Annotated in this window: 14 protein-coding genes and 1 pseudogene; 10 read left to right on the plus strand and 5 right to left on the minus strand. The window is 63.2% G+C overall.

The features are described 5' to 3' along the window. Nucleotide 1 precedes the first annotated feature (1 nt). Entirely contained in the window at nucleotides 2–928 is a 927-nt protein-coding gene (locus AC0L23_RS12180) for a catalase family peroxidase (RefSeq protein WP_085385353.1), read from the minus strand. Nucleotides 929–1,490: 562 nt separating this feature from the next. Here AC0L23_RS12180 and AC0L23_RS12185 point away from each other — a divergent pair. Together AC0L23_RS12185 and AC0L23_RS12190 are read left to right on the plus strand one after the other, a co-directional pair. After that, the gene (locus AC0L23_RS12185; protein WP_085351874.1) at nucleotides 1,491–2,006 is read left to right on the plus strand and encodes a hypothetical protein; all 516 of its coding nucleotides are present in this window, start codon (nucleotides 1,491–1,493) and stop codon (nucleotides 2,004–2,006) included. A 317-nt stretch (nucleotides 2,007–2,323) separates the two neighbouring features. Further along, nucleotides 2,324–5,655 (plus strand): annotated as a pseudogene (locus tag AC0L23_RS12190) (adenylate/guanylate cyclase domain-containing protein). A 127-nt stretch (nucleotides 5,656–5,782) separates the two neighbouring features. On the opposite strand, the gene AC0L23_RS12195 reads toward AC0L23_RS12190, so the two are convergent. Beyond that, nucleotides 5,783–7,006, minus strand: coding sequence for a polyhydroxyalkanoate depolymerase (locus AC0L23_RS12195; RefSeq protein WP_085361467.1), 1,224 nt, complete (start codon nucleotides 7,004–7,006; stop codon nucleotides 5,783–5,785). Nucleotides 7,007–7,174: 168 nt separating this feature from the next. Here AC0L23_RS12195 and AC0L23_RS12200 point away from each other — a divergent pair, with 168 nt between their 5' ends. After that, entirely contained in the window at nucleotides 7,175–7,831 is a 657-nt protein-coding gene (locus tag AC0L23_RS12200) for a glutathione S-transferase family protein (protein ID WP_085361466.1), read from the plus strand. A 279-nt stretch (nucleotides 7,832–8,110) separates the two neighbouring features. On the opposite strand, the gene AC0L23_RS12205 is transcribed toward AC0L23_RS12200, so the two are convergent. Beyond that, nucleotides 8,111–8,335 carry a hypothetical protein gene (locus tag AC0L23_RS12205; RefSeq protein ID WP_018454113.1) on the minus strand — a complete coding sequence of 75 codons (225 nt, stop codon included), beginning with the start codon at nucleotides 8,333–8,335 and terminating at the stop codon, nucleotides 8,111–8,113. 183 nt (nucleotides 8,336–8,518) lie between these two features. Between AC0L23_RS12205 and AC0L23_RS12210 the strand changes: the two genes are divergently transcribed. Continuing rightward, entirely contained in the window at nucleotides 8,519–8,875 is a 357-nt protein-coding gene (locus tag AC0L23_RS12210; RefSeq protein WP_085385355.1) for a hypothetical protein, read from the plus strand. Nucleotides 8,876–8,884: 9 nt separating this feature from the next. On the opposite strand, the gene AC0L23_RS12215 is transcribed toward AC0L23_RS12210, so the two are convergent. After that, nucleotides 8,885–9,988 carry a mandelate racemase/muconate lactonizing enzyme family protein gene (locus AC0L23_RS12215; protein ID WP_085385356.1) on the minus strand — a complete coding sequence of 368 codons (1,104 nt, stop codon included), beginning with the start codon at nucleotides 9,986–9,988 and terminating at the stop codon, nucleotides 8,885–8,887. Nucleotides 9,989–10,165: 177 nt separating this feature from the next. Between AC0L23_RS12215 and AC0L23_RS12220 the strand changes: the two genes are divergently transcribed. From AC0L23_RS12220 to AC0L23_RS12235, 4 genes are all read left to right on the plus strand, one after another. Continuing rightward, nucleotides 10,166–10,999 (plus strand): AraC family transcriptional regulator, encoded by an 834-nt coding sequence (locus AC0L23_RS12220; protein ID WP_085385357.1) that lies wholly within the window; start codon nucleotides 10,166–10,168, stop codon nucleotides 10,997–10,999. A gap of 135 nt (nucleotides 11,000–11,134) precedes the next feature. Beyond that, nucleotides 11,135–12,061, plus strand: coding sequence for an SMP-30/gluconolactonase/LRE family protein (locus AC0L23_RS12225; RefSeq protein ID WP_085385358.1), 927 nt, complete (start codon nucleotides 11,135–11,137; stop codon nucleotides 12,059–12,061). Nucleotides 12,062–12,178: 117 nt separating this feature from the next. Continuing rightward, on the plus strand, nucleotides 12,179–12,772 hold the full coding sequence (locus AC0L23_RS12230) for a GNAT family N-acetyltransferase (protein WP_018454118.1): 594 nt from the start codon (nucleotides 12,179–12,181) through the stop codon (nucleotides 12,770–12,772). 16 nt (nucleotides 12,773–12,788) lie between these two features. Beyond that, the gene (locus AC0L23_RS12235) at nucleotides 12,789–14,435 is read left to right on the plus strand and encodes a GMC family oxidoreductase (RefSeq protein ID WP_085351868.1); all 1,647 of its coding nucleotides are present in this window, start codon (nucleotides 12,789–12,791) and stop codon (nucleotides 14,433–14,435) included. A gap of 408 nt (nucleotides 14,436–14,843) precedes the next feature. On the opposite strand, the gene AC0L23_RS12240 is transcribed toward AC0L23_RS12235, so the two are convergent. Continuing rightward, nucleotides 14,844–15,686: an AAA family ATPase gene (locus tag AC0L23_RS12240; protein ID WP_007600695.1), complete on the minus strand. Its 843-nt coding sequence runs from the start codon at nucleotides 15,684–15,686 to the stop codon at nucleotides 14,844–14,846. Between the two features lie 247 nt (nucleotides 15,687–15,933). Between AC0L23_RS12240 and AC0L23_RS12245 the strand changes: the two genes are divergently transcribed. Together AC0L23_RS12245 and AC0L23_RS12250 are read left to right on the plus strand one after the other, a co-directional pair. Then, nucleotides 15,934–17,109 (plus strand): vWA domain-containing protein, encoded by a 1,176-nt coding sequence (locus AC0L23_RS12245; protein WP_085351867.1) that lies wholly within the window; start codon nucleotides 15,934–15,936, stop codon nucleotides 17,107–17,109. Between the two features lie 42 nt (nucleotides 17,110–17,151). Next, nucleotides 17,152–17,565, plus strand: a complete 414-nt coding sequence (locus AC0L23_RS12250; RefSeq protein ID WP_018454122.1) for a rhodanese-like domain-containing protein — start codon at nucleotides 17,152–17,154, stop codon at nucleotides 17,563–17,565. The last annotated feature ends 206 nt before the right edge of the window (nucleotides 17,566–17,771 follow it).

A 17,771-nucleotide genomic window follows, 5' to 3' on the forward strand; every position in this document is an offset into this window, starting at 1 on the left:
GTTACCGGCGCTTTGCCAGCGAGATCGTGTAGGCCGTGCGGCGCGCCGCAAAGATCTCGTCCGGCGGATGGCCGATGCCGTCGGCAAGATTGACCGGATTGAAGATGGAGCCGTCGCAGGCCGCGTTGGCCTCGAGCCTGGTGATGACGATCGTCCCCAGCCGCACCTGCTCACGGTTGTCCTCGTCCGGCCATCGCAGGGTCACGTCCATGGTGGGATCGCCGGGACGGTCGAGCAAGGCCATCACGTTGAATCGGACGTCGCCGGCTGCGATCCTCCGCGCGAGATCGTCATGCAGGAAATCGGCCGACTTCGCCCTCGCTTCGTCCTCGCTCAAGGTGACGTCGCCGCCGACCGGCGAGACCTTGAACTTGATGAAGCGGGTCTCATCCTTCGCGTTCGTCGCGGGAAAGGAGTGCACGCCCCAATAGGTCGTGCCGGCAAAGCTGCCGGGCAGCCGGCGTGCCGCGACGTAATTCGCCTGGTTCAGTGTTTCAGGATTGGCCGCCGAAAAGGCCCGGACCTTCTCGATGTCGGGCTTGCCGTCCGCACCCGGAATGCGCGCCTCGAGGAAGGCGAGCATCTGGTCGAGCGTCCGTGCAAAATGCACCGGAGCGGTTTCCGTCAGGATGTCCGAGCGATGGGCGTCGTCGCCCAGCCTGAAGCTGAAGCCGCGCAGCACGAGGTTGTTGGTGTCGGTCACCCCGGGATTGCCGCCGCCGACGGAGAAGCGCGCCAGCACGCGCGACGGTTTTGTGAAGCTCAGCGATCGCGTAATCTCTGCCGCGCGGTCGGACGGGGCATAGGTCCCGCGCACACAACGACCCTTGGCGAAGCTCGCGCGCACCTTCGGCGGATTGCCTGCGACCGCCTTCAATGCATCGACGACCGCGGCGGGTGTTGCAGCGGGGGTGGGAAGTTCGGACATGGCTTGGCCTCCGGCAAAAGCGGCATGTCCGTGTGTTAGGGCTGGCGGAGCGCCGGCGTCTTTCCTAAAGCCGCGCTGCCTTGTCCGATCCTGCTGATTGCTTGCTTGCGCTTCAGGAATTCACGTGCACGAAACACGGTATGAGGGGATAGATCTGATGTCGGCGAGACGCGGGACAACTTGTTTACTGATTCAGCTCCCGTGCTCCCGGGTCTCGCGACGATGCAGACTTGTCCTCCGGAAATTGTGATCGGATAGAGCGACGGGGAACCGCGTTATGTGAACCGTCTCATATTTCATCACTCTCTTTCGAGCTATCACTCCCGCAAGAAATTGCCGCACCCGGACCTAACTGACCGACACGGGTGAGATGCAATGCCTGCGTAGCCGCGTGCTCGCAGCTTTGGATTGGCTCTCGTCTTGCTCACGAGCAAGCCAGCCCCATCACTCAGCACAGATTTTTCAGAAATTGGAATCAAGGCAATCGCAAAACGCGTCCACGAGGCTGCCTCTATTCGGGGTCGGCCGGTAGGCCGCTACTTACCTAAGAAGGAGACCCCCAATGAAAATTAGTGATGCAGTTTCCAGCGCATTTTCCCTAACGAGGGGCTCCGGCAATCTTCGGATCGCTCGTTCCGGTCTGATCAGGTCGGCCCATCTTCTTGAAAGAATTGGGCTCGCAGCCGTTGGGGCCTCCTGTGGCCTCTATGTGGGTGCGACCCTGTTGCGTGAGAAAGGCGGACTGTTTGAAAGCGGCTGGATCGTGCTGATAACGATGCTCTACGGAGCTCTCAGCTATTATGTCGGAATTGATTTGTCTCGCAGTGTCGCGCGGAAGTCGATCTCGAGCAACTCGGAAGAGTGGAATGGTTCCGAGTCGGCTGAGATCATGAGTGCGGCTGGAACGTTCGGCGCCGCGATTGCCGCAACTCTGTCCGTCAGCATCCTTGTCCTTGATCAAAACCCAGCCAATGGCCTGATAACCTTTGTTGCCGGCTGTTGGGTGGTTGGTTCCTCGCTCCAAGTTGCGGCGGGCATGATGGCTCGCAACTACGAAGCGCGCATGGACAAGCAATGAAGGAATTGTGCTCACGCAAGAACGTCTGCTTGGCGTCATGACGAGTGCACAAGCCGCAGTGTTGGATTCGATTTCAGGTCCGGAGTGAGTAGTGACCACTTATCGCAACCTCCGTCGTCCAACGCTGCGGGAAGACGATTTTTGGTAGCGCAGTCGTTCGCATCGGGCGGCGACCCGGCTTGGAAGCCGTGTCGGTACTGAGTAACCTAAATTATCGCACAACAAACAAGACGTGCCATCATGGCGGTGTTGGGATATCGTCCCCGCGCCGTGGTCCAAAATCCTGCTAACCGCCAACCACACGATCGGTGGAGCCAATGCAGATTGCGGAGTGGCTCGAGAAACTGGGGCTTGGGCAATACGCAGAGCGTTTTGCCCAGAATGGAATCGACGTGGGCGTCCTCCCCGAACTGATGGACGAGGACTTTGAAAAGCTCGGAGTCCTGCTAGGCCATCGCCGCAAAATGCTGCGTGCTATTGCCGACCTCGATCCAGCCGCGTTGATCGCATCGCCGACCCCTCCTCAGGACGCCGAGCGGCGCCACCTCACTGTTATGTTTTGCGATCTGGTCGGCTCGACCGCGCTCTCGGCGCGTCTCGATCCCGAGGATATGTGGGAAGTGATCCGGGCCTACCGCGCCGCCTGCGCGAGCGTCATTGCCGCTTATGACGGCAGGATAGCCAGGTTCGTTGGCGACGGAATACTCGTCTATTTCGGCTATCCTCGCGCGCATGAGGATGATGCGGAGCGCGCAGTACGAGCTGCCCTCGACACTATCTCCGCAATTGGGCAGCTCAAAACGGGCGCCGACGAACGGGTTGAACTGCGCATCGCAATTGCGACAGGGCTTGTGGTGGTCGGTGACCTCATCAGTGGAGATGCATCAGAGGAGCAGGCAACCGTCGGCGACACACCAAACCTCGCCGCTCGGCTCCAGAGCCTGGCGGAACCGGGCGCGGTCGTCGTTGCTTCGTCGACGCGCCGGCTGCTTGGTGATCTCTTCACGTTTCGCAATCTCGGCCGCCGTGAGGTCAAGGGGATAGCCGAACCAATCGCAGTCTGGGCGGTGGAGGGGGCGATCGCATCCGAGAGTCGCTTCGAGGCGGTCCGCGCGGTACGCTCGATCGGTTTTGTCGGCCGCAGGGACGAGATCGAGTTCACTCTCTCGCGCCAGCGGCTGGCATGGCAGGGGCAGGGCCAGATGGTATTGATTTCTGGCGAAGCGGGCATCGGCAAGTCGCGCATTGTCGCAACCCTGTCCGAAAGCCCCTCGTTGGGGGCGCACCGCCGGGTGCGATATCAGTGTTCGCCCTACCATACCAACAGTGTGCTCCATCCCTTTGTCGCGCAGCTCGAGCGCGCCGCCGGCATCCGGTCGCACGACACGCCTGGGCAAAAGCTCGACAAGCTCGAGGCAATGCTGTCGCTTGGAACACAGCAGGTCGCCCAAGCGACACCGCTCATTGCGGCTCTCCTTTCGATTCCCACCGGCGACCATTGTCCGCCGCTGGCTTTGAGCCCGGCGCAGCAGCGGCGACAGACATTTGCCGCCCTTCTGGATCAGCTTGAGGGGTTGGCGCGAGAGCAACCCCTGCTGATTATCTGCGAGGATATGCATTGGGCCGATGCCACGACACTTGAACTGTTCGATCTCGCGGTCGATCGTATCAGAGGACTGCCGATACTCGTGCTCATGACATCCCGGCCAGAGTTCGAGCCCTCCTGGTCGGGCCTTGCCAACGTCAGTCTGTTGCGGCTCGACCGACTCGATCGGCGGGACTCGCGCGCGCTGGTCGAACAGGTGGCCGTTGGTCGCCAGAGCTGCCACGCGAGATGATGAAGCAGATCATCGATAGGACGGATGGCATCCCACTATTCGTCGAGGAATTGACCAAGATGGTGCTGGAGTCCGGGCTACTCGTCGAAGATGCCGGGCGCTATCGTCTCGATAATCCGCTCCCGCCGCTCGCTATTCCCGCGACGCTGCAGGATTCGCTGATGGCGCGGCTTGACCGGCTGGCCCCCGTCAAGGAGTTAGCGCAGATAGGCGCCGCCATCGGTCGCGACTTTTCATACGCGCTGCTGAGATATGTGGCGGGACGCGATGATCTGACGCTGAGCGCTGCGCTAGCGCAACTCGAAGAGGCCGAACTGCTGGTGCGTCGCGGGGCTCCGCCCGAAGCAAACTATAGTTTCAAGCACGCCCTCGTTCAGGAAGCGGCCTACGAGAGCCTGCTCAAGAGCAAACGGCAGGTGCTTCACAAGCGCATCGGCGATGTCCTGCGCGAGAAGTTTCCAGTCGTCGCCGAGACTGAGCCGGAAGTTCTGGCACACCACTTCACTGAGGCGGGGCTGAGCGAGGTCGCCCTCGAATGGTGGCGCAAGGCGGGCCTGCAGGCGCTGAAACGCTCCGCTTATTCCGAGGCGATTGCACATCTCGGCAAGGCGATTGCCATCGCCGATGACCTGCCCGATGAGCACGACCGGATGATGGGTAGGCTACATCTTCAAATCGCATATGGCCGTGCATTACGGGGCAGCCTCGGGCACAGCGCTCCCGAAACGGTCGCCGCATGGACGCGCGCCCGACAGTTCGCAGCCGACATCAATGATCCGGTTGAACTTGCGCCGGTCCATTCGGGTCTCTTCAATGCCTGCCTGACACACGGCGAACTCGCGCCGATGCAGGCGCTGGTGGATGCCATCGTGAACGCCGCTGACCGGCGACCGGCCTCACCGGTGGCCGCCGTCGTTGCACATTGGACGGGCGGGGTTACCTGCTGGTTCGGGGGCGACTACTTGAACGCGAGATTACATCTTGAGAAGGCACTAGAGATCTATGGTGACGAGCCGGATCCCGCGACGTTCAGGGGCTCGGCGCTGGATCTCCCATTCGTGATCATGAGGTTTCTTGCCCTGGTGCTTTGGCCGCTTGGCAGGATCGCCCGCGCACGCCGCCTCGCCGCGGAAGCGATAAGGGCTTCCGGAGAAAAACGGGCGCTTTCTCAGGCCAATGCGCTTGTTCATCGAGCTGTGTTCGACGGACTATGCGGGGGCATGTTGCAGCAAACAGAGACGATCCTGGCGCTTGGTCTCGCTCGCGACCACACGATGCCGCTGTATGTGGCCGCCGGCACCTACCTGAATGGCCTGGCCAAGTGGCGCGCCGGCGACGGAATGGCCGGGCTAACGGAAATGCGTCGCGGCTGGACCTTGCTGCACGAGAATGACTGCTACCTCTGTGAGCCGTTTTGGGGGATGCATGTCGCCATGGCGGATGCAGAGTCGGGCCAACTCGAAAACGGGCTGGAAATCTTGAGCGGATTGATCGCATGGGCGGGGCAATCCGGTCAGCATTGGCTTGATGCCGAGCTGCATCGCGTCTACGGGGAGCTTTTGTTGCGTCATGATCCTTCGGACCTAGCCAGGGCCGAAACTGCGCTAAGCCGAGCGCTTGAAATCGCACGGCACCAACGGGTGAAGACTTTCGAGCTGCGCAGCGCCATTGGACTTGCACGCCTGCATAAGACAAATGGCGGAGCGGGCGCGGTATCCGAGGTGCTCGCTCCCGTGCTCGCTGAATTCGATGCGGAGCGCAATCTTCCCGAAGTCGTTGAAGCCAGAGAGCTGCTCAAGCAAGTGCATTAGGCACGTGCGGTTTGTTTAGCTAGCCGTTTGGTCAGGAGAGACGTCTCGATCCTGACCCATCTCCGGTCGCCTCACTGCAATTGCGCGTTGAGGTTCGCACGTGACGTACGGGCCAGGGGCTGACGGGTTACGAATTCACGTGCACGAAATCCCGCAAGAGCGGATAGATCTCGTTGTTCCAGCGTTTGCCCGAGAACACGCCGTAATGGCCGACGCCGGCCTGCATGTGGTGGACGCGGCGGTAGGCGCGTACGCCGGTGCAGAGGTCTTGCGCGGCCAGCGTCTGGCCGATCGAGCAGATGTCGTCCTTCTCGCCCTCGACCGTCATCAGCCCCATGCGGCTGACGGCCTTGGTGTTCACCGGACGTCCCCGATGCATCAGCTTGCCCTGGGGCAGAAGATGCTCCTGGAACACGTCTCGCACGGTCTCGATGTAGAATTCCGCGGGCAGGTCCATCACGGCGAAATATTCGTCGTAGAAGGTCTTGATGCTGGCCGCCTTCTCCTTCTCGCCCTTGGCGATGTGATCGGCGAGATCGATGTGCTGCTTGATATGGCGCTCGAGATTCATCGAGACGAAGGCGGTGAGCTGCACGAAGCCGGGATAGACTTTCCGCAGGGCACCGCGGCACTGCATCGGCACGTAGTTGATCAGGTTCTGCTCGAACCAGTCGATTGGCCTGCTCTTGGCGAATTCGTTGACCCTCGTCGGCTGGATGCGCGTGTCGATCGGGCCGGCCATCAGCGTCAGCGTCGCCGGCCGCGAAGGATGGTTGCCCTCGCACATGATCGCGGCGGCCGCGAGCGCGGAGACCGAGGGCTGGCAGATCGCGACCATATGCGGGCGGGGGCCTAATTGGCCGAGGAAGTCGATGAGATGCTCGGTGTAGTCGTCGAGCCCGAAACGGCCCTCGCTGCGGGGAATGTCGCGTGGATTGTGCCAGTCGGTGATGTAGACGTCGTGATCCTGCAGCAGCGTCTTCACGGTGCCGCGCAGCAGCGTCGAAAAATGGCCGGACATCGGCGCCACCAGGAGCATGCGCGGCTGCTCGCCCACGCCTTCCTTCTTGAAACGCAGCAGCGAGCCGAACGGGGTCGCGTAAGCGATCTCCTCGGTCACGGTGACCTCGCGATTGCCGACCATGACGCTGTCGATGCCGTAGGCGGGGCGGTGGTAGGTGAGGGTGGAGCGGGAGATCAGCTCCAGCGCGGCCGACAGCCGGCCGACGACCTGATCCGATAAGCCCTGCGGCACCAGATTGAGGAATTTGAGTGCGGATGAAGCCCCCGACCGCCACGGCGCCGTCAGGTCCATATGGTTCTGAAAGGCCTGATAATACATCGACATCATACTGAAACGCCCACCTGTCCCCGTGCTGCTATGCAATATCGGAGCCAAACCGGAGATGGGCCGTCCTCAAGATTGGCACGTCGCTTGCTGCTCTTTTGGCGGAAGCACAGGCGGTGCGCACTCCCGCAGTCCAGGCGGGTGCAAGTCTTAGGCGTGAGGGAAGGCCATATGGCGAAGGCGACACTGACCATCAGCAGCAAGAACTATTCGTCCTGGTCGCTGCGTGGCTGGCTGCTGACGAAATTTTCCGGGCTCGATTTCGATGAGATCGTCACCGCGCCGGACGACGCGTCGGCGCGTGCCGAAATCCTGCTATTGTCGTCGTCGATCCTGGTGCCGTGCCTGCGGCACGACGGCGCGATCGTCTGGGATACGCTGGCGATCGCCGAATATCTCAACGAGGCGATGCCGGATGCCGGGCTGCTGCCCGCGGATCGCGTTCAGCGCGCGCATTGCCGCTCGATCTGCGGCGAAATCCATTCCGGCTTCACCACCTTGCGCGCCTCGCTGCCGGTCAATCTGAAGGGGCACTTCCCCGGCTTCAAGATCTGGTCGCGCGCGCAGGCCGACATCGATCGCGTCTGGGCGATCTGGCGCGACTGCCTGGACAAATCGGGCGGGCCCTTCCTGTTCGGCGAGACCCGCACCATGGCTGACGCGATGTACGCCCCGGTGGTGACGCGCTTCGTGACCTATAACGTCAAGCTCGAGCCACAGCTGCAGGCCTATGCCGATACCATCATGGCCATGCCGGAGATGAAGGAATGGATCGCGGCGGCACGGGATGAGCCGGCCGAGATCGAGGAGCTCGAGGTCGAATATTAGGCAGGCCGGGTGCCATCTGCCTGTTTTGGGAGCGAGCATCCAACCGCCGCACCCCGCGGTCATGTCATTGAAGGCGTTAACGTTTGACGCCCGTGGTGGGCTGAGCCCGCTCACGCGCTGTGCAGATATTGTATGCGCGCGCTGGCCGGTTGCGACATCTAGCCGTGAACAGGCGCGTACGGGGCGCTACGGCTGATTCGGACGTGATTCGTTCGGGCCGCGTTCCGAAGGTTAAAGCCGGGACGCGGCCCCGTTGCATTTTGAGACAGAAATCAGTGCTCAGGCCACGCCCGAATGCTTCATGCGCGGGACGCGCCAGCCGATGACGGTTGCTTCAACTGCGACGCCGGCCGCGTGGTTCTGCCAGCGTCCCTCGATATAGCGGCAGGCGAACGGCAGCTGATACGTTCCGCTGTGGTCCTCGCACAGCACTTCGACTGCAAGGCCGGGCGGCGGTTCTCCGGCGCCGTCGAATTCCGCCAGTCGTCTGTCGCGCGTTGCCATCAAAAAACTCCCCTTAAACAAAGCCGCGGAAAGAGTGCCCATTTCCTCCGCGTGCAGATCATCGCTCCCCGTGCGAGGGAACAGCCGCAAGCTCAACGCGAGAATGCGGTGCGAGTGTGGTAGCCTCGACAGGCTGCGTGCAAAAAGCGCACATTGCCGTGATTGATTTGACGAGGAACCTGTATGCTGCTTCGAAGCGCCGGCGTTTGTTTCGCGATGTTGCTGCTCGCTACGCTGGCGATTGTGCCGGTCCGCGCGCAGGACGTGCCCGGTATCGAGATCTGCACCGTCGAGAAGACCATGGAGCGCCGCACCAGCTGCCTCCAGAGCAACGTCGACTTCCTCCAGAAGACGGTCACCAAGCTCAACCTCGATCACCAGCAGAAGCTGGACGCCGCGGCTCGCCAGATCGATGCGTTGAAGACGACCGTGGCCGGCTTGCAGAAGATGCTCGGCGATCTCCAGGCCGCGCAGGCGAAGACCGCGGAGGATGTGAAGAAGAAACAGGATGCGCCGCCGCCGAAGGATGCGGCGAAATAGGCGCCGCGCTCAGGCGACGCGATATCGCTCCATGACGCTGCGGTCGGGCTCATAGCCGAGCCCAGGTCCGGTCGGCACCGCGACATGGCCGGTGGCATCGACATCGGCGCGGCCGCCCCAGAGGCAGGCCTCGCGCTTCAGGTAAAACATCTCGACCAACCCGTCGTCGCGCCCCGCCAGGAGATGCAAGGTCGCCAGCAGGCCGGGGCCGAAATACGGGGAGTGCGGAACGATCTTGACGCCTTGCCGATCCGCGAGCGCCGCAACCTTCAGAAATTCCGTGATGCCGCCGACCTTGATCACCGACGGCTGGGCGTGGCTGACCGCGCCCGCCTCCATCATCTGGCGGAATTGATATTCCGTGCAGGCGTTCTCGCCGGCGGCGACGCCGAGCCCGCCCTTGCTGCGGACCTCGGCGAGCGCCGCAAAATCCTCCGGCGGCCAGACCGGCTCTTCCAGGAACATCGGCTGCGCGTCCCCGCATGTCCTGGCGAACGCGACCGCCTGCTCGCCTGACAGCGGGCAGTTCATGTCCACCATCAGCGGAATGCCGGGCCCGATCGCCGCGCGCGCGGCAAACACCGCCGGCGCCGTGGTCTCGTGCAGCTTGATGGCGCCATAGCCGAGTGCGAGCGCCTTCTTGCATTCGGCGGCGATGTTGTCGGGCGAACCGATCCGCAACAGGCTCGCATAGGCCGGAATGGCCGAGCGCCTGGTGTCGCCGAGCAGGCGGTTCAGCGGCACGCCCTCGATCTTGGCGGCGAGGTCCCACAGCGCGATGTCGAGCCCGGAGATCGCGAACATGGTGATGCCGTAACGGCCGAACAGATGCAGATTGCGCTGGATCTGGTCCATCACCGCGGGGATGCCGGCGGCATCGGGAACCTGCAGCCCATGGGCTTGTGGTGCGATCATTTCCTCGACGGCACTGCGCGTGGTGCGGGGGCAGACATAGGCGAAGGCATCGCCCCAGCCGGTGAGCCCGGCGTCGGTGGTGACCTCGAGGATCACCATGTCGAGGGCGGTGATGGCGGAGGCGCCCTGACGGAAGCTCGCGACACCAGCGTCATAGGGGATGCGGATATGGTGCGCCCGCACATCGGTGATTTTCATGACGCGGTTCCTCCTGCTTTCTTGTGAGCGGTTTCAAGGACGTCCCGAGTGTAGCCATGAACGCCCGGACGTTGCCAGTGGCTGTTCCGGCGTTATCCTCCTGCGGGACCGCAACGCCGATCAAGCGAAACCCGCGGACTTCCGTGCATCATGGTCGCGCTTCGAACGAGAAACGTCATGAACCCAGCCCAGCGCGCGCTCTGGTATGTCGAGAGCCATCTGGCCGAGCCGATGACGCTCGACGAGATCGCTACAATATCGGGCGTGTCGCGGTTCCACATCGTGCGCGCGTTTGCTGCCGCGATCGGCCTGCCGGTGATGCGGTACGTGCGCGCGCGGCGGCTGAGCGAAGCGGCGCGCAGTCTTGCGAACGGCGCGCCCGACATCCTGTCGCTGGCGCTGGAGGCGGATTACGGCTCGCACGAAGCATTCACCCGTGCGTTCCGCGACCAGTTCGGCACCACGCCCGAAGCGGTGCGCGCCGCGCAATGCACCGGCCATCTCAAGCTCCAGGAGCCGATCCTCATGGATTCAACCATCTCGGACAAACTCGCCAGCCCGCGCTTCGAAACCACAAAGGCCTTCCTCGTCGCAGGCATCAGCGAGCGCATCTCCTGCGACAACGGCGCGGCCATTCCTGGACTGTGGCAGCGCTTCCACCAGGAGGTCGCCGACATTCCCGCGCGCGTTGGACCGGTCGCCTATGGCGTCTGCTGCAACGGCGACGATGCCGGCAATTTCGACTACATTGCCGGCGTCGAGGTCGCCGATTTCTCCGAACTGCCGCGCCCCTTCGGCCGTATCCGCATCCCCGAGCAGCGCTATGCGGTGTTCACCCACACAGACCACGTCGCCTCGATCAGGCGCACCGTCAACGCGATCTGGAATCAGTGGCTGCCGGCCTCCGGCCTGAAGGCTGCCGATGCGCCGAACTTCGAGCGCTACGACGAGAAATTCGATCCCGCCACCGGCAATGGCGGCCTGGAGATTTGGATACCCGTGCGAGATTAGCGCGCAACGCTGGCATACCATCCGGCTTGCTTGGCAAGCCCCGGTGACTTTGTCATAACCGCAGGCAATCTTGCGTGTGGGGCCCGTGCCGGACATCCCGCGCAAGTCATAACAAGCAGCCGGGAGGGTCCCCACATGTCCAACGTCCGCGTTCTCGCCACCGACCTCGAATTTCCCGAAGGGCCGGTCGTGATGCCGGACGGCTCGGTCGTGCTGGTGGAAATCCGCGGCCAGCGCCTGACCCGAATCCATCCCGACGGGCGCAAGGAGGTCGTCGCGAAGATTCCGGGCGGCCCGAACGGCGCAGCCCTCGGCCCCGACGGCAAGATCTACATCTGCAACAATGGCGGCTTCTCCTGGATCCCGACCCGCAACATGATCATGCCGGGTCCGCAGCCCGACGACTATCTCGGCGGCTCGATCCAGCGCGTCGATCTGCAATCCGGCCAGATCGAAACCGTCGTGACCAGATGCGGCGAGCACGATCTGCGCGGGCCGAACGATCTGGTGTTCGACAAGCAGGGCGGCCTCTGGTTCTCCGATCTCGGCAAGCGCCGCGCGCGCGAGATGGACGTCGGCGGCATGTACTATCTCAAGCCCGGCATGAAGGAGATCGTCGAGGTCGTCCACGGCGTGTTGCCGGCGAACGGCATCGGCCTCTCGCCGGACGAGACCACCGTCTACATCGCGGAGACGCCGACGGGCCGGCTCTGGGCCTACGAGCTCTCCGCGCCCGGCACGCTCAAGCCGCGCGACGCGATCTATCGCGGCGAGCGGGGCAAACCGATCTGCGGCCTCGGCGGCTACCAGATGTTCGATTCGCTGGCGGTCGAAGCCAACGGCAATGTCTGCGTCGCCACCCTCGTCTCCGGCTGCATCTCGGTGATCGCGCCCGATGGCACGCTGGTCGAGCAGATCCCGACCGGCGACCGCGTCACCACCAACATCGCCTTCGGCGGCCCCGAGCTGAAGACCGCCTACATCACGCTCTCCGGCAAGGGCGAACTGATCGCCATGGACTGGCCGCGCAGCGGTTTGCCGTTGAATTTCCTTAACAAGTAAACGGTGCTAGTGACCATCATTGCAAGCGAAGCGAAGCAATCCAGGAATGCGTCCGCGGTGACAGTCTGGATTGCTTCGTCGCTTCGCTCCTCGCAATGACAAAGGAGAGAGTTTCAAATGCCCTGGCCTGATCCCATCACCCTGCGCGGACAGCATGCCGCTCTGGAGCCGCTGTCGCATCAGCACCGCGAGGGGCTGAGCGAGGCCGTGAAGGATGGTGAGCTCTCCACCATCTGGTACACCGCAATCCCGACGCCGGACAACATGGGCAAGGAAATCGACCGCCGGCTCGGTCTTCAGGCCGCCGGCTCGATGCTCCCCTTCACCGTATTCGATGGCAGCGGCAAGATCGTGGGCATGACGACCTACATGAACATCGATGCGGCCAACCGCCGCGTCGAGATCGGCTCGACCTGGTATGGTAAGAGCGCGCAACGCGGCCCGCTCAACACGCAGTGCAAATTGCTGCTGCTCACCCACGCCTTCGAAACCCTGGACTGCATCGCGGTGGAATTCCGCACCCACTTCTTCAATCACCAGAGCCGCCGCGCCATCGAGCGCCTGGGCGCCAAGCAGGACGGCATCCTGCGCAGCCACCAGGTCGCGCCGAACGGCACGCTACGCGACACCGTGGTCTACAGCATCACCGCGGCCGAATGGCCTACGGTGCGAACGCATTTGAATTATCAACTCAACGACAAGCCGCGCTAGAGGCGGCCGAGGCACCATGGACAGATTTGATTATGTGATCGTCGGCGCGGGCTCCGCCGGTTGCGTGCTCACCAGCCGGCTGAGCGAAAACCCTGCGACCAGCGTTTGCGTGCTCGAGGCCGGCCCGAGCGACTGGCATCCCTACATCCATCTGCCGGCCGGCTTCATCAAGACCTTCCACATGAAGAGCATCAACTGGGCCTACCAGCAGGAGGTCGGACCCTGGACCGGCGGCCGCAGCATCTACGCGCCGCGCGGCAAGACGCTCGGCGGTTCGTCCTCGATCAACGGCCACATCTACAACCGCGGCCAGCGCATGGATTTCGACACCTGGGCGCAGATGGGCAATCGCGGCTGGGGCTATGCCGACGTGCTGCCCTACTTCCGGCGGCTGGAGAAGCGGGTCGGCGAGGGCGAGGACATTTATCGCGGCCGCGAAGGCAATCTCACCGTCACCACCATGAACTGGCGCGATCCGCTTTGCGAAGCCTTCATGGAAGGCGCGGTGAGCCTCGGCATTCCGCGCAACCCCGACTACAACGGCAAGACCCAGGAAGGCGTCTCCTATTGCCAGCGCACCATCGACAAGGGCTTGCGCGTCTCCGGCGCCACCGCTTTCCTCAAGCCCGCGATGAAGCGGCCGAACGTGCATGTCCGCACCCACGCGCATGCGACCGAGATCATCTTCGAGGGCAAGCGCGCCGTCGGCGTGCGCTACATGAAGGGCGGTCATGGCGGCACGCCGGTCGAGGTCCGCGCCAACAAGGAAGTGATCCTCTCCGGCGGCACCTATAATTCGCCGCAGCTGCTCCAGTTGTCCGGCATCGGCTCACCGGATCTGTTGCCGGCCCACGGCATCGCCGTGCGTCACGCGCTTCCGGTCGGCGAAGGCCTGCAAGATCACTACGCCCCGCGCACGGTCGCGCGCGTCAAGGACATCAGGACCATCAACGAGCTCCGCCGCGGCTGGCGTCTCTGGGTCGAGGCGATGAAATGGGCGACCGCGCGCAAAGGCCTGCTGTCGCTGTCGCCGACCATGGTCTACTGCTTCTGGCACTCCGGCGAGAGTGCGGAGAGCTCCGACCTCCAGCTCACCTTCACACCGGCGAGCTACAAGGAAGGCGTGCAGGGCCAGCTCGAGGACGAGCCCGGCATGACGGTGGCGTCCTGGCAGCAGCGCCCCGAGAGCCGCGGCTATGTCCGCATCCGCTCGGCAGATCCGTTTGCGCCGCCGATCATCCAGACCAACTATCTTGACGCCGAGCTCGACCGCCGGGTCATCGTCGGCGGCATGAAGCTCGCGCGCAGGCTTTTGAAGAGCGCGCCGCTGTCGCCCTATTACGCCTACGAGGATTTCCCTGGACCCAACGTCAATACCGACGATGAGTTTTTGGCGGCCGCCACCGAGCGTGGCACCACCACCTTCCACCCCGGCTGCACCTGCCGCATGGGCCCGGCGGATTCCACCTGGGCGGTGGTCGACGATCAGCTCCGCGTTCACGGGTTGCAAGGTCTCCGCGTCATCGATGCCTCCGTGATGCCGCGCATGATCTCGGCGAACCTCAATGCCTCAACCATGATGATCGCCGACCGCGCCTCGGACTTGATCCGCGGCAAGAAGCCGATGGAAGCCGCGCGCGTGCCGGATGCGGCGGTGGCGTAGCAAGGTCTCGTGCTCCGGACGCAGCGCAGCGCTTCCCCGGCGATGCGAAGCATCGTCCGGTGCAGCTGTGCGCTGCAGAGCCGGAGGCCCATCTCACGCGACCTTGGTCGCCCCTCGCGATTTGAAGCGCGAGTTGGAGAGGGCGATGCTCACCCTTGCTCCGTCATCGCGAGCGCAGCGATGCAATCCAGGATCTTTCCGCGGAGGCAGCCTGGATTGCTTCGCTGCGCTCGCAATGACGAGGTGGAGAGAGTGCGCCACACTCTCGGTGTCATCGCCCGGTTTGACCTGGCGATCCAGTATTCCAGAGGCGGTTATGATTGATTCGAGAAGCCGCGGCGTACTGGATTCCCCGCCTTCGCGGGGAATGACACCGGAAGGTGGGGCGGCAGCGGAGTGCGCTCGAACCTACACTTCCCTCCGGCTCAGGAACGCCAATCGCTCGAACAGATGCACGTCCTGCTCGTTCTTGAGCAGCGCACCGTGCAGTGGTGGGATCAGCTTGCGCGGGTCGCGCTCGCGCAACTGCTCGACGCTCATGTCTTCGTTGAGCAGCAGTTTGAGCCAGTCCAGAAGCTCCGAGGTGGAGGGCTTCTTCTTCAAGCCGGGCACTTCGCGGACTTCGAAGAAGATGCGCAGGGCTTCCTCGACCAGCCGCTTCTTGATGCCGGGGAAATGGACGTCGACGATCCGGGTCATGGTGTCGGCGTCGGGGAACTTGATGTAGTGGAAGAAGCAACGGCGCAGGAATGCGTCCGGCAGTTCCTTCTCGTTGTTGGAGGTGATCATCATGATCGGGCGCTGCTTGGCCTTGATCGTCTCGCCGGTCTCGTAGACATGGAATTCCATGCGGTCGAGCTCGAGCAGGAGATCATTTGGGAATTCGATGTCGGCCTTGTCGATTTCGTCGATCAGCAGCACCGGGCGCTGCTCGGCGGTGAAGGCATCCCACAGCTTGCCGCGCTTGATGTAGTTCTTGATGTCGGACACGCGGGCATCGCCAAGCTGGCTGTCGCGCAGGCGCGACACCGCGTCGTATTCGTAGAGGCCTTGCTGCGCCTTGGTGGTGGACTTGATGTGCCAGGTCAGAAGCGGGGCGTTCAGCGCCTTCGCCACTTCCTCCGCCAGCACCGTCTTGCCGGTGCCGGGCTCGCCCTTGATGAGCAGCGGGCGCTCCAGCACGATCGAGGCATTGACCGCGACCTTGAGATCGTCGGTCGCAACATAGTCCTTGGTGCCGGTAAATTTCATCGCGCGTCCTTGTTGGTCGTCGTCCCAGGAATTGCCAGTTCATGGCCCTGGTCCAACAAACGGAACGGCCGCGCGTGGCGGCCGTTCCTGGTTCGGTCAGGCTTTCAGACCCGTTTTATCAGCGAAAGGATGACGAGCACAATCGCTCCGCCAATCCCGCCTGGCGGACAATCCTGCCCAGAGCTCGTCGGGTGGGGTCTCCGAGGCGCCCCTTGACGCCGACAATCCAAAGGGCAATCTGTCACCCATGTTCCTGCAATTCTTCACTTCTCTGCGCGATGCGCAGGTCCCCGTGACGCTGCGCGAATACCTCACGCTGATGGAGGCGCTCGACGCCGACCTCGCGGACTACTCGGTCGAGAACTTCTACTATCTCTCGCGCACCTCCCTGGTGAAGGACGAGCGCAACCTCGACAAGTTCGACCGCGTCTTCGGCACCGTCTTCAAGGGGCTGGAAAGCCTGCTCGACGCCATGGAGGGAGCCGAGATTCCCGAGGAGTGGCTGAAGAAGCTCGCCGAGAAATATCTGACCGACGAAGAGAAGAAGCAGATGGAGGCCATGGGCTGGGACAAGCTCATGGAGACCCTGAAGAAGCGTCTCGAGGAGCAGAAGGGCCGTCATCAGGGCGGCTCGAAGTGGATCGGCACCGCCGGCACCTCGCCGTTCGGCGCTCATGGTTACAATCCCGAAGGCATTCGCATCGGCCAGGACAAGAACCGCAACAACCGCGCCGTCAAGGTGTGGGACAAGCGCGAGTTCAAGGATCTGGACGGCAATGTCGAGCTCGGCATCCGCAACATCAAGGTGGCATTGCGCCGCCTGCGCAAATTCGCGCGCACCGGCGCGCCGGATGAACTCGATCTCGACACCACCATCCGCGAGACCGCCAATCACGGCTATCTCGACGTGCACATGCGGCCCGAGCGCCGCAACGCGGTGAAGCTGCTAGTGTTCTTCGACATCGGCGGCTCGATGGACGCGCATATCGAGCAGGTCGAGGAGTTGTTCTCGGCGGCGAAGAGCGAGTTCAAGCACATGGAGTATTTCTACTTCCACAATTGCCTCTATGAAGGCGTGTGGAAGCAGAACAAGCGGCGCTTTACCGACCGCACCCCGACCTGGGACGTGCTGCACAAATACCCGCACGATTACAAGATCGTGTTCGTCGGCGACGCCTCGATGTCGCCCTACGAGATCATGGTGCCCGGCGGCTCGGTCGAGCACGTCAACGAGGAGCCCGGCTCGGTCTGGCTCGACCGCATCATCCGTACCTATCCGCATTCGGTGTGGCTGAACCCCGTGCAACAGAAGCACTGGGACTATTCGGAATCCACCACCATCATCAAACGCATTTTTGCCAACCGCATGTATCCGATCACGATCGAGGGACTTGAAGGTGCGATGAAGGAATTAACGCACTAGCTCGCGCTCCGCGCCGGGAATGACTACAAGAGGGAGAACCACGTGCCCCAGACCATCACCCGTGGCATCAAGGCGCTGATCGACGAGGCCAATGCCGAGATCGAGACGCTCACCGCCAAAGACGCCATCGAGATCTCCAAGAACGGCGACGTCGTCATCGTCGACATCCGCGATCCCCGCGAGATCGAGCGCGACGGCCGCATCCCCGGCGCGTTCGCCTGCACCCGCGGCATGCTCGAATTCTGGATCGATCCGCAGAGCCCTTATGCCAAGCCGGTGTTCCAGGAGGACAAGAAGTTCGTCTTCCATTGCGCCGGCGGCTTGCGCTCTGCGCTCGCCGCCAAGACTGCGCAGGACATGGGCCTCAAGCCCGTCGCCCACATCGCGGGCGGCTACGCCGCCTGGCGCGACGCCGGCGGGCCGACCCAACAGTGGGAGCCGAAGAAGAAGGGGTGAGGGTGCTGCGCTGCCGCTCCAATCTCCGGCGTCATTCCCCGCGAAAGCGGGGAATCCAGTACGCCGCGGCCTCTCGGCTCAATTACAATCGCCTCTGGAATACTGGGTCGGGCGGGGCGAGGGGGGGGATGGGGCGGGGGGGCGGGGGGGCAGCGGGGGTGGGGGGGGCCGGGCTGAAACCCGCGCGCGCTTAGCGCGGCGGGGGG

Source organism: Bradyrhizobium sp. MI1.4, assembly GCF_055811315.1.

Coding starts and splice junctions, on each gene's coding strand:
- AC0L23_RS12245 (WP_085351867.1), top strand. CDS start 15,934: ATGTTCCTGCAATTCTTCACTTCTCTGCGCGATGCGCAGGTCCCCGTG.
- AC0L23_RS12225 (WP_085385358.1), top strand. CDS start 11,135: ATGTCCAACGTCCGCGTTCTCGCCACCGACCTCGAATTTCCCGAAGGG.
- AC0L23_RS12205 (WP_018454113.1), bottom strand. CDS start 8,335: ATGGCAACGCGCGACAGACGACTGGCGGAATTCGACGGCGCCGGAGAA.
- AC0L23_RS12180 (WP_085385353.1), bottom strand. CDS start 928: ATGTCCGAACTTCCCACCCCCGCTGCAACACCCGCCGCGGTCGTCGAT.
- AC0L23_RS12195 (WP_085361467.1), bottom strand. CDS start 7,006: ATGATGTCGATGTATTATCAGGCCTTTCAGAACCATATGGACCTGACG.
- AC0L23_RS12185 (WP_085351874.1), top strand. CDS start 1,491: ATGAAAATTAGTGATGCAGTTTCCAGCGCATTTTCCCTAACGAGGGGC.
- AC0L23_RS12235 (WP_085351868.1), top strand. CDS start 12,789: ATGGACAGATTTGATTATGTGATCGTCGGCGCGGGCTCCGCCGGTTGC.
- AC0L23_RS12230 (WP_018454118.1), top strand. CDS start 12,179: ATGCCCTGGCCTGATCCCATCACCCTGCGCGGACAGCATGCCGCTCTG.
- AC0L23_RS12210 (WP_085385355.1), top strand. CDS start 8,519: ATGCTGCTTCGAAGCGCCGGCGTTTGTTTCGCGATGTTGCTGCTCGCT.
- AC0L23_RS12215 (WP_085385356.1), bottom strand. CDS start 9,988: ATGAAAATCACCGATGTGCGGGCGCACCATATCCGCATCCCCTATGAC.
- AC0L23_RS12240 (WP_007600695.1), bottom strand. CDS start 15,686: ATGAAATTTACCGGCACCAAGGACTATGTTGCGACCGACGATCTCAAG.
- AC0L23_RS12220 (WP_085385357.1), top strand. CDS start 10,166: ATGAACCCAGCCCAGCGCGCGCTCTGGTATGTCGAGAGCCATCTGGCC.
- AC0L23_RS12200 (WP_085361466.1), top strand. CDS start 7,175: ATGGCGAAGGCGACACTGACCATCAGCAGCAAGAACTATTCGTCCTGG.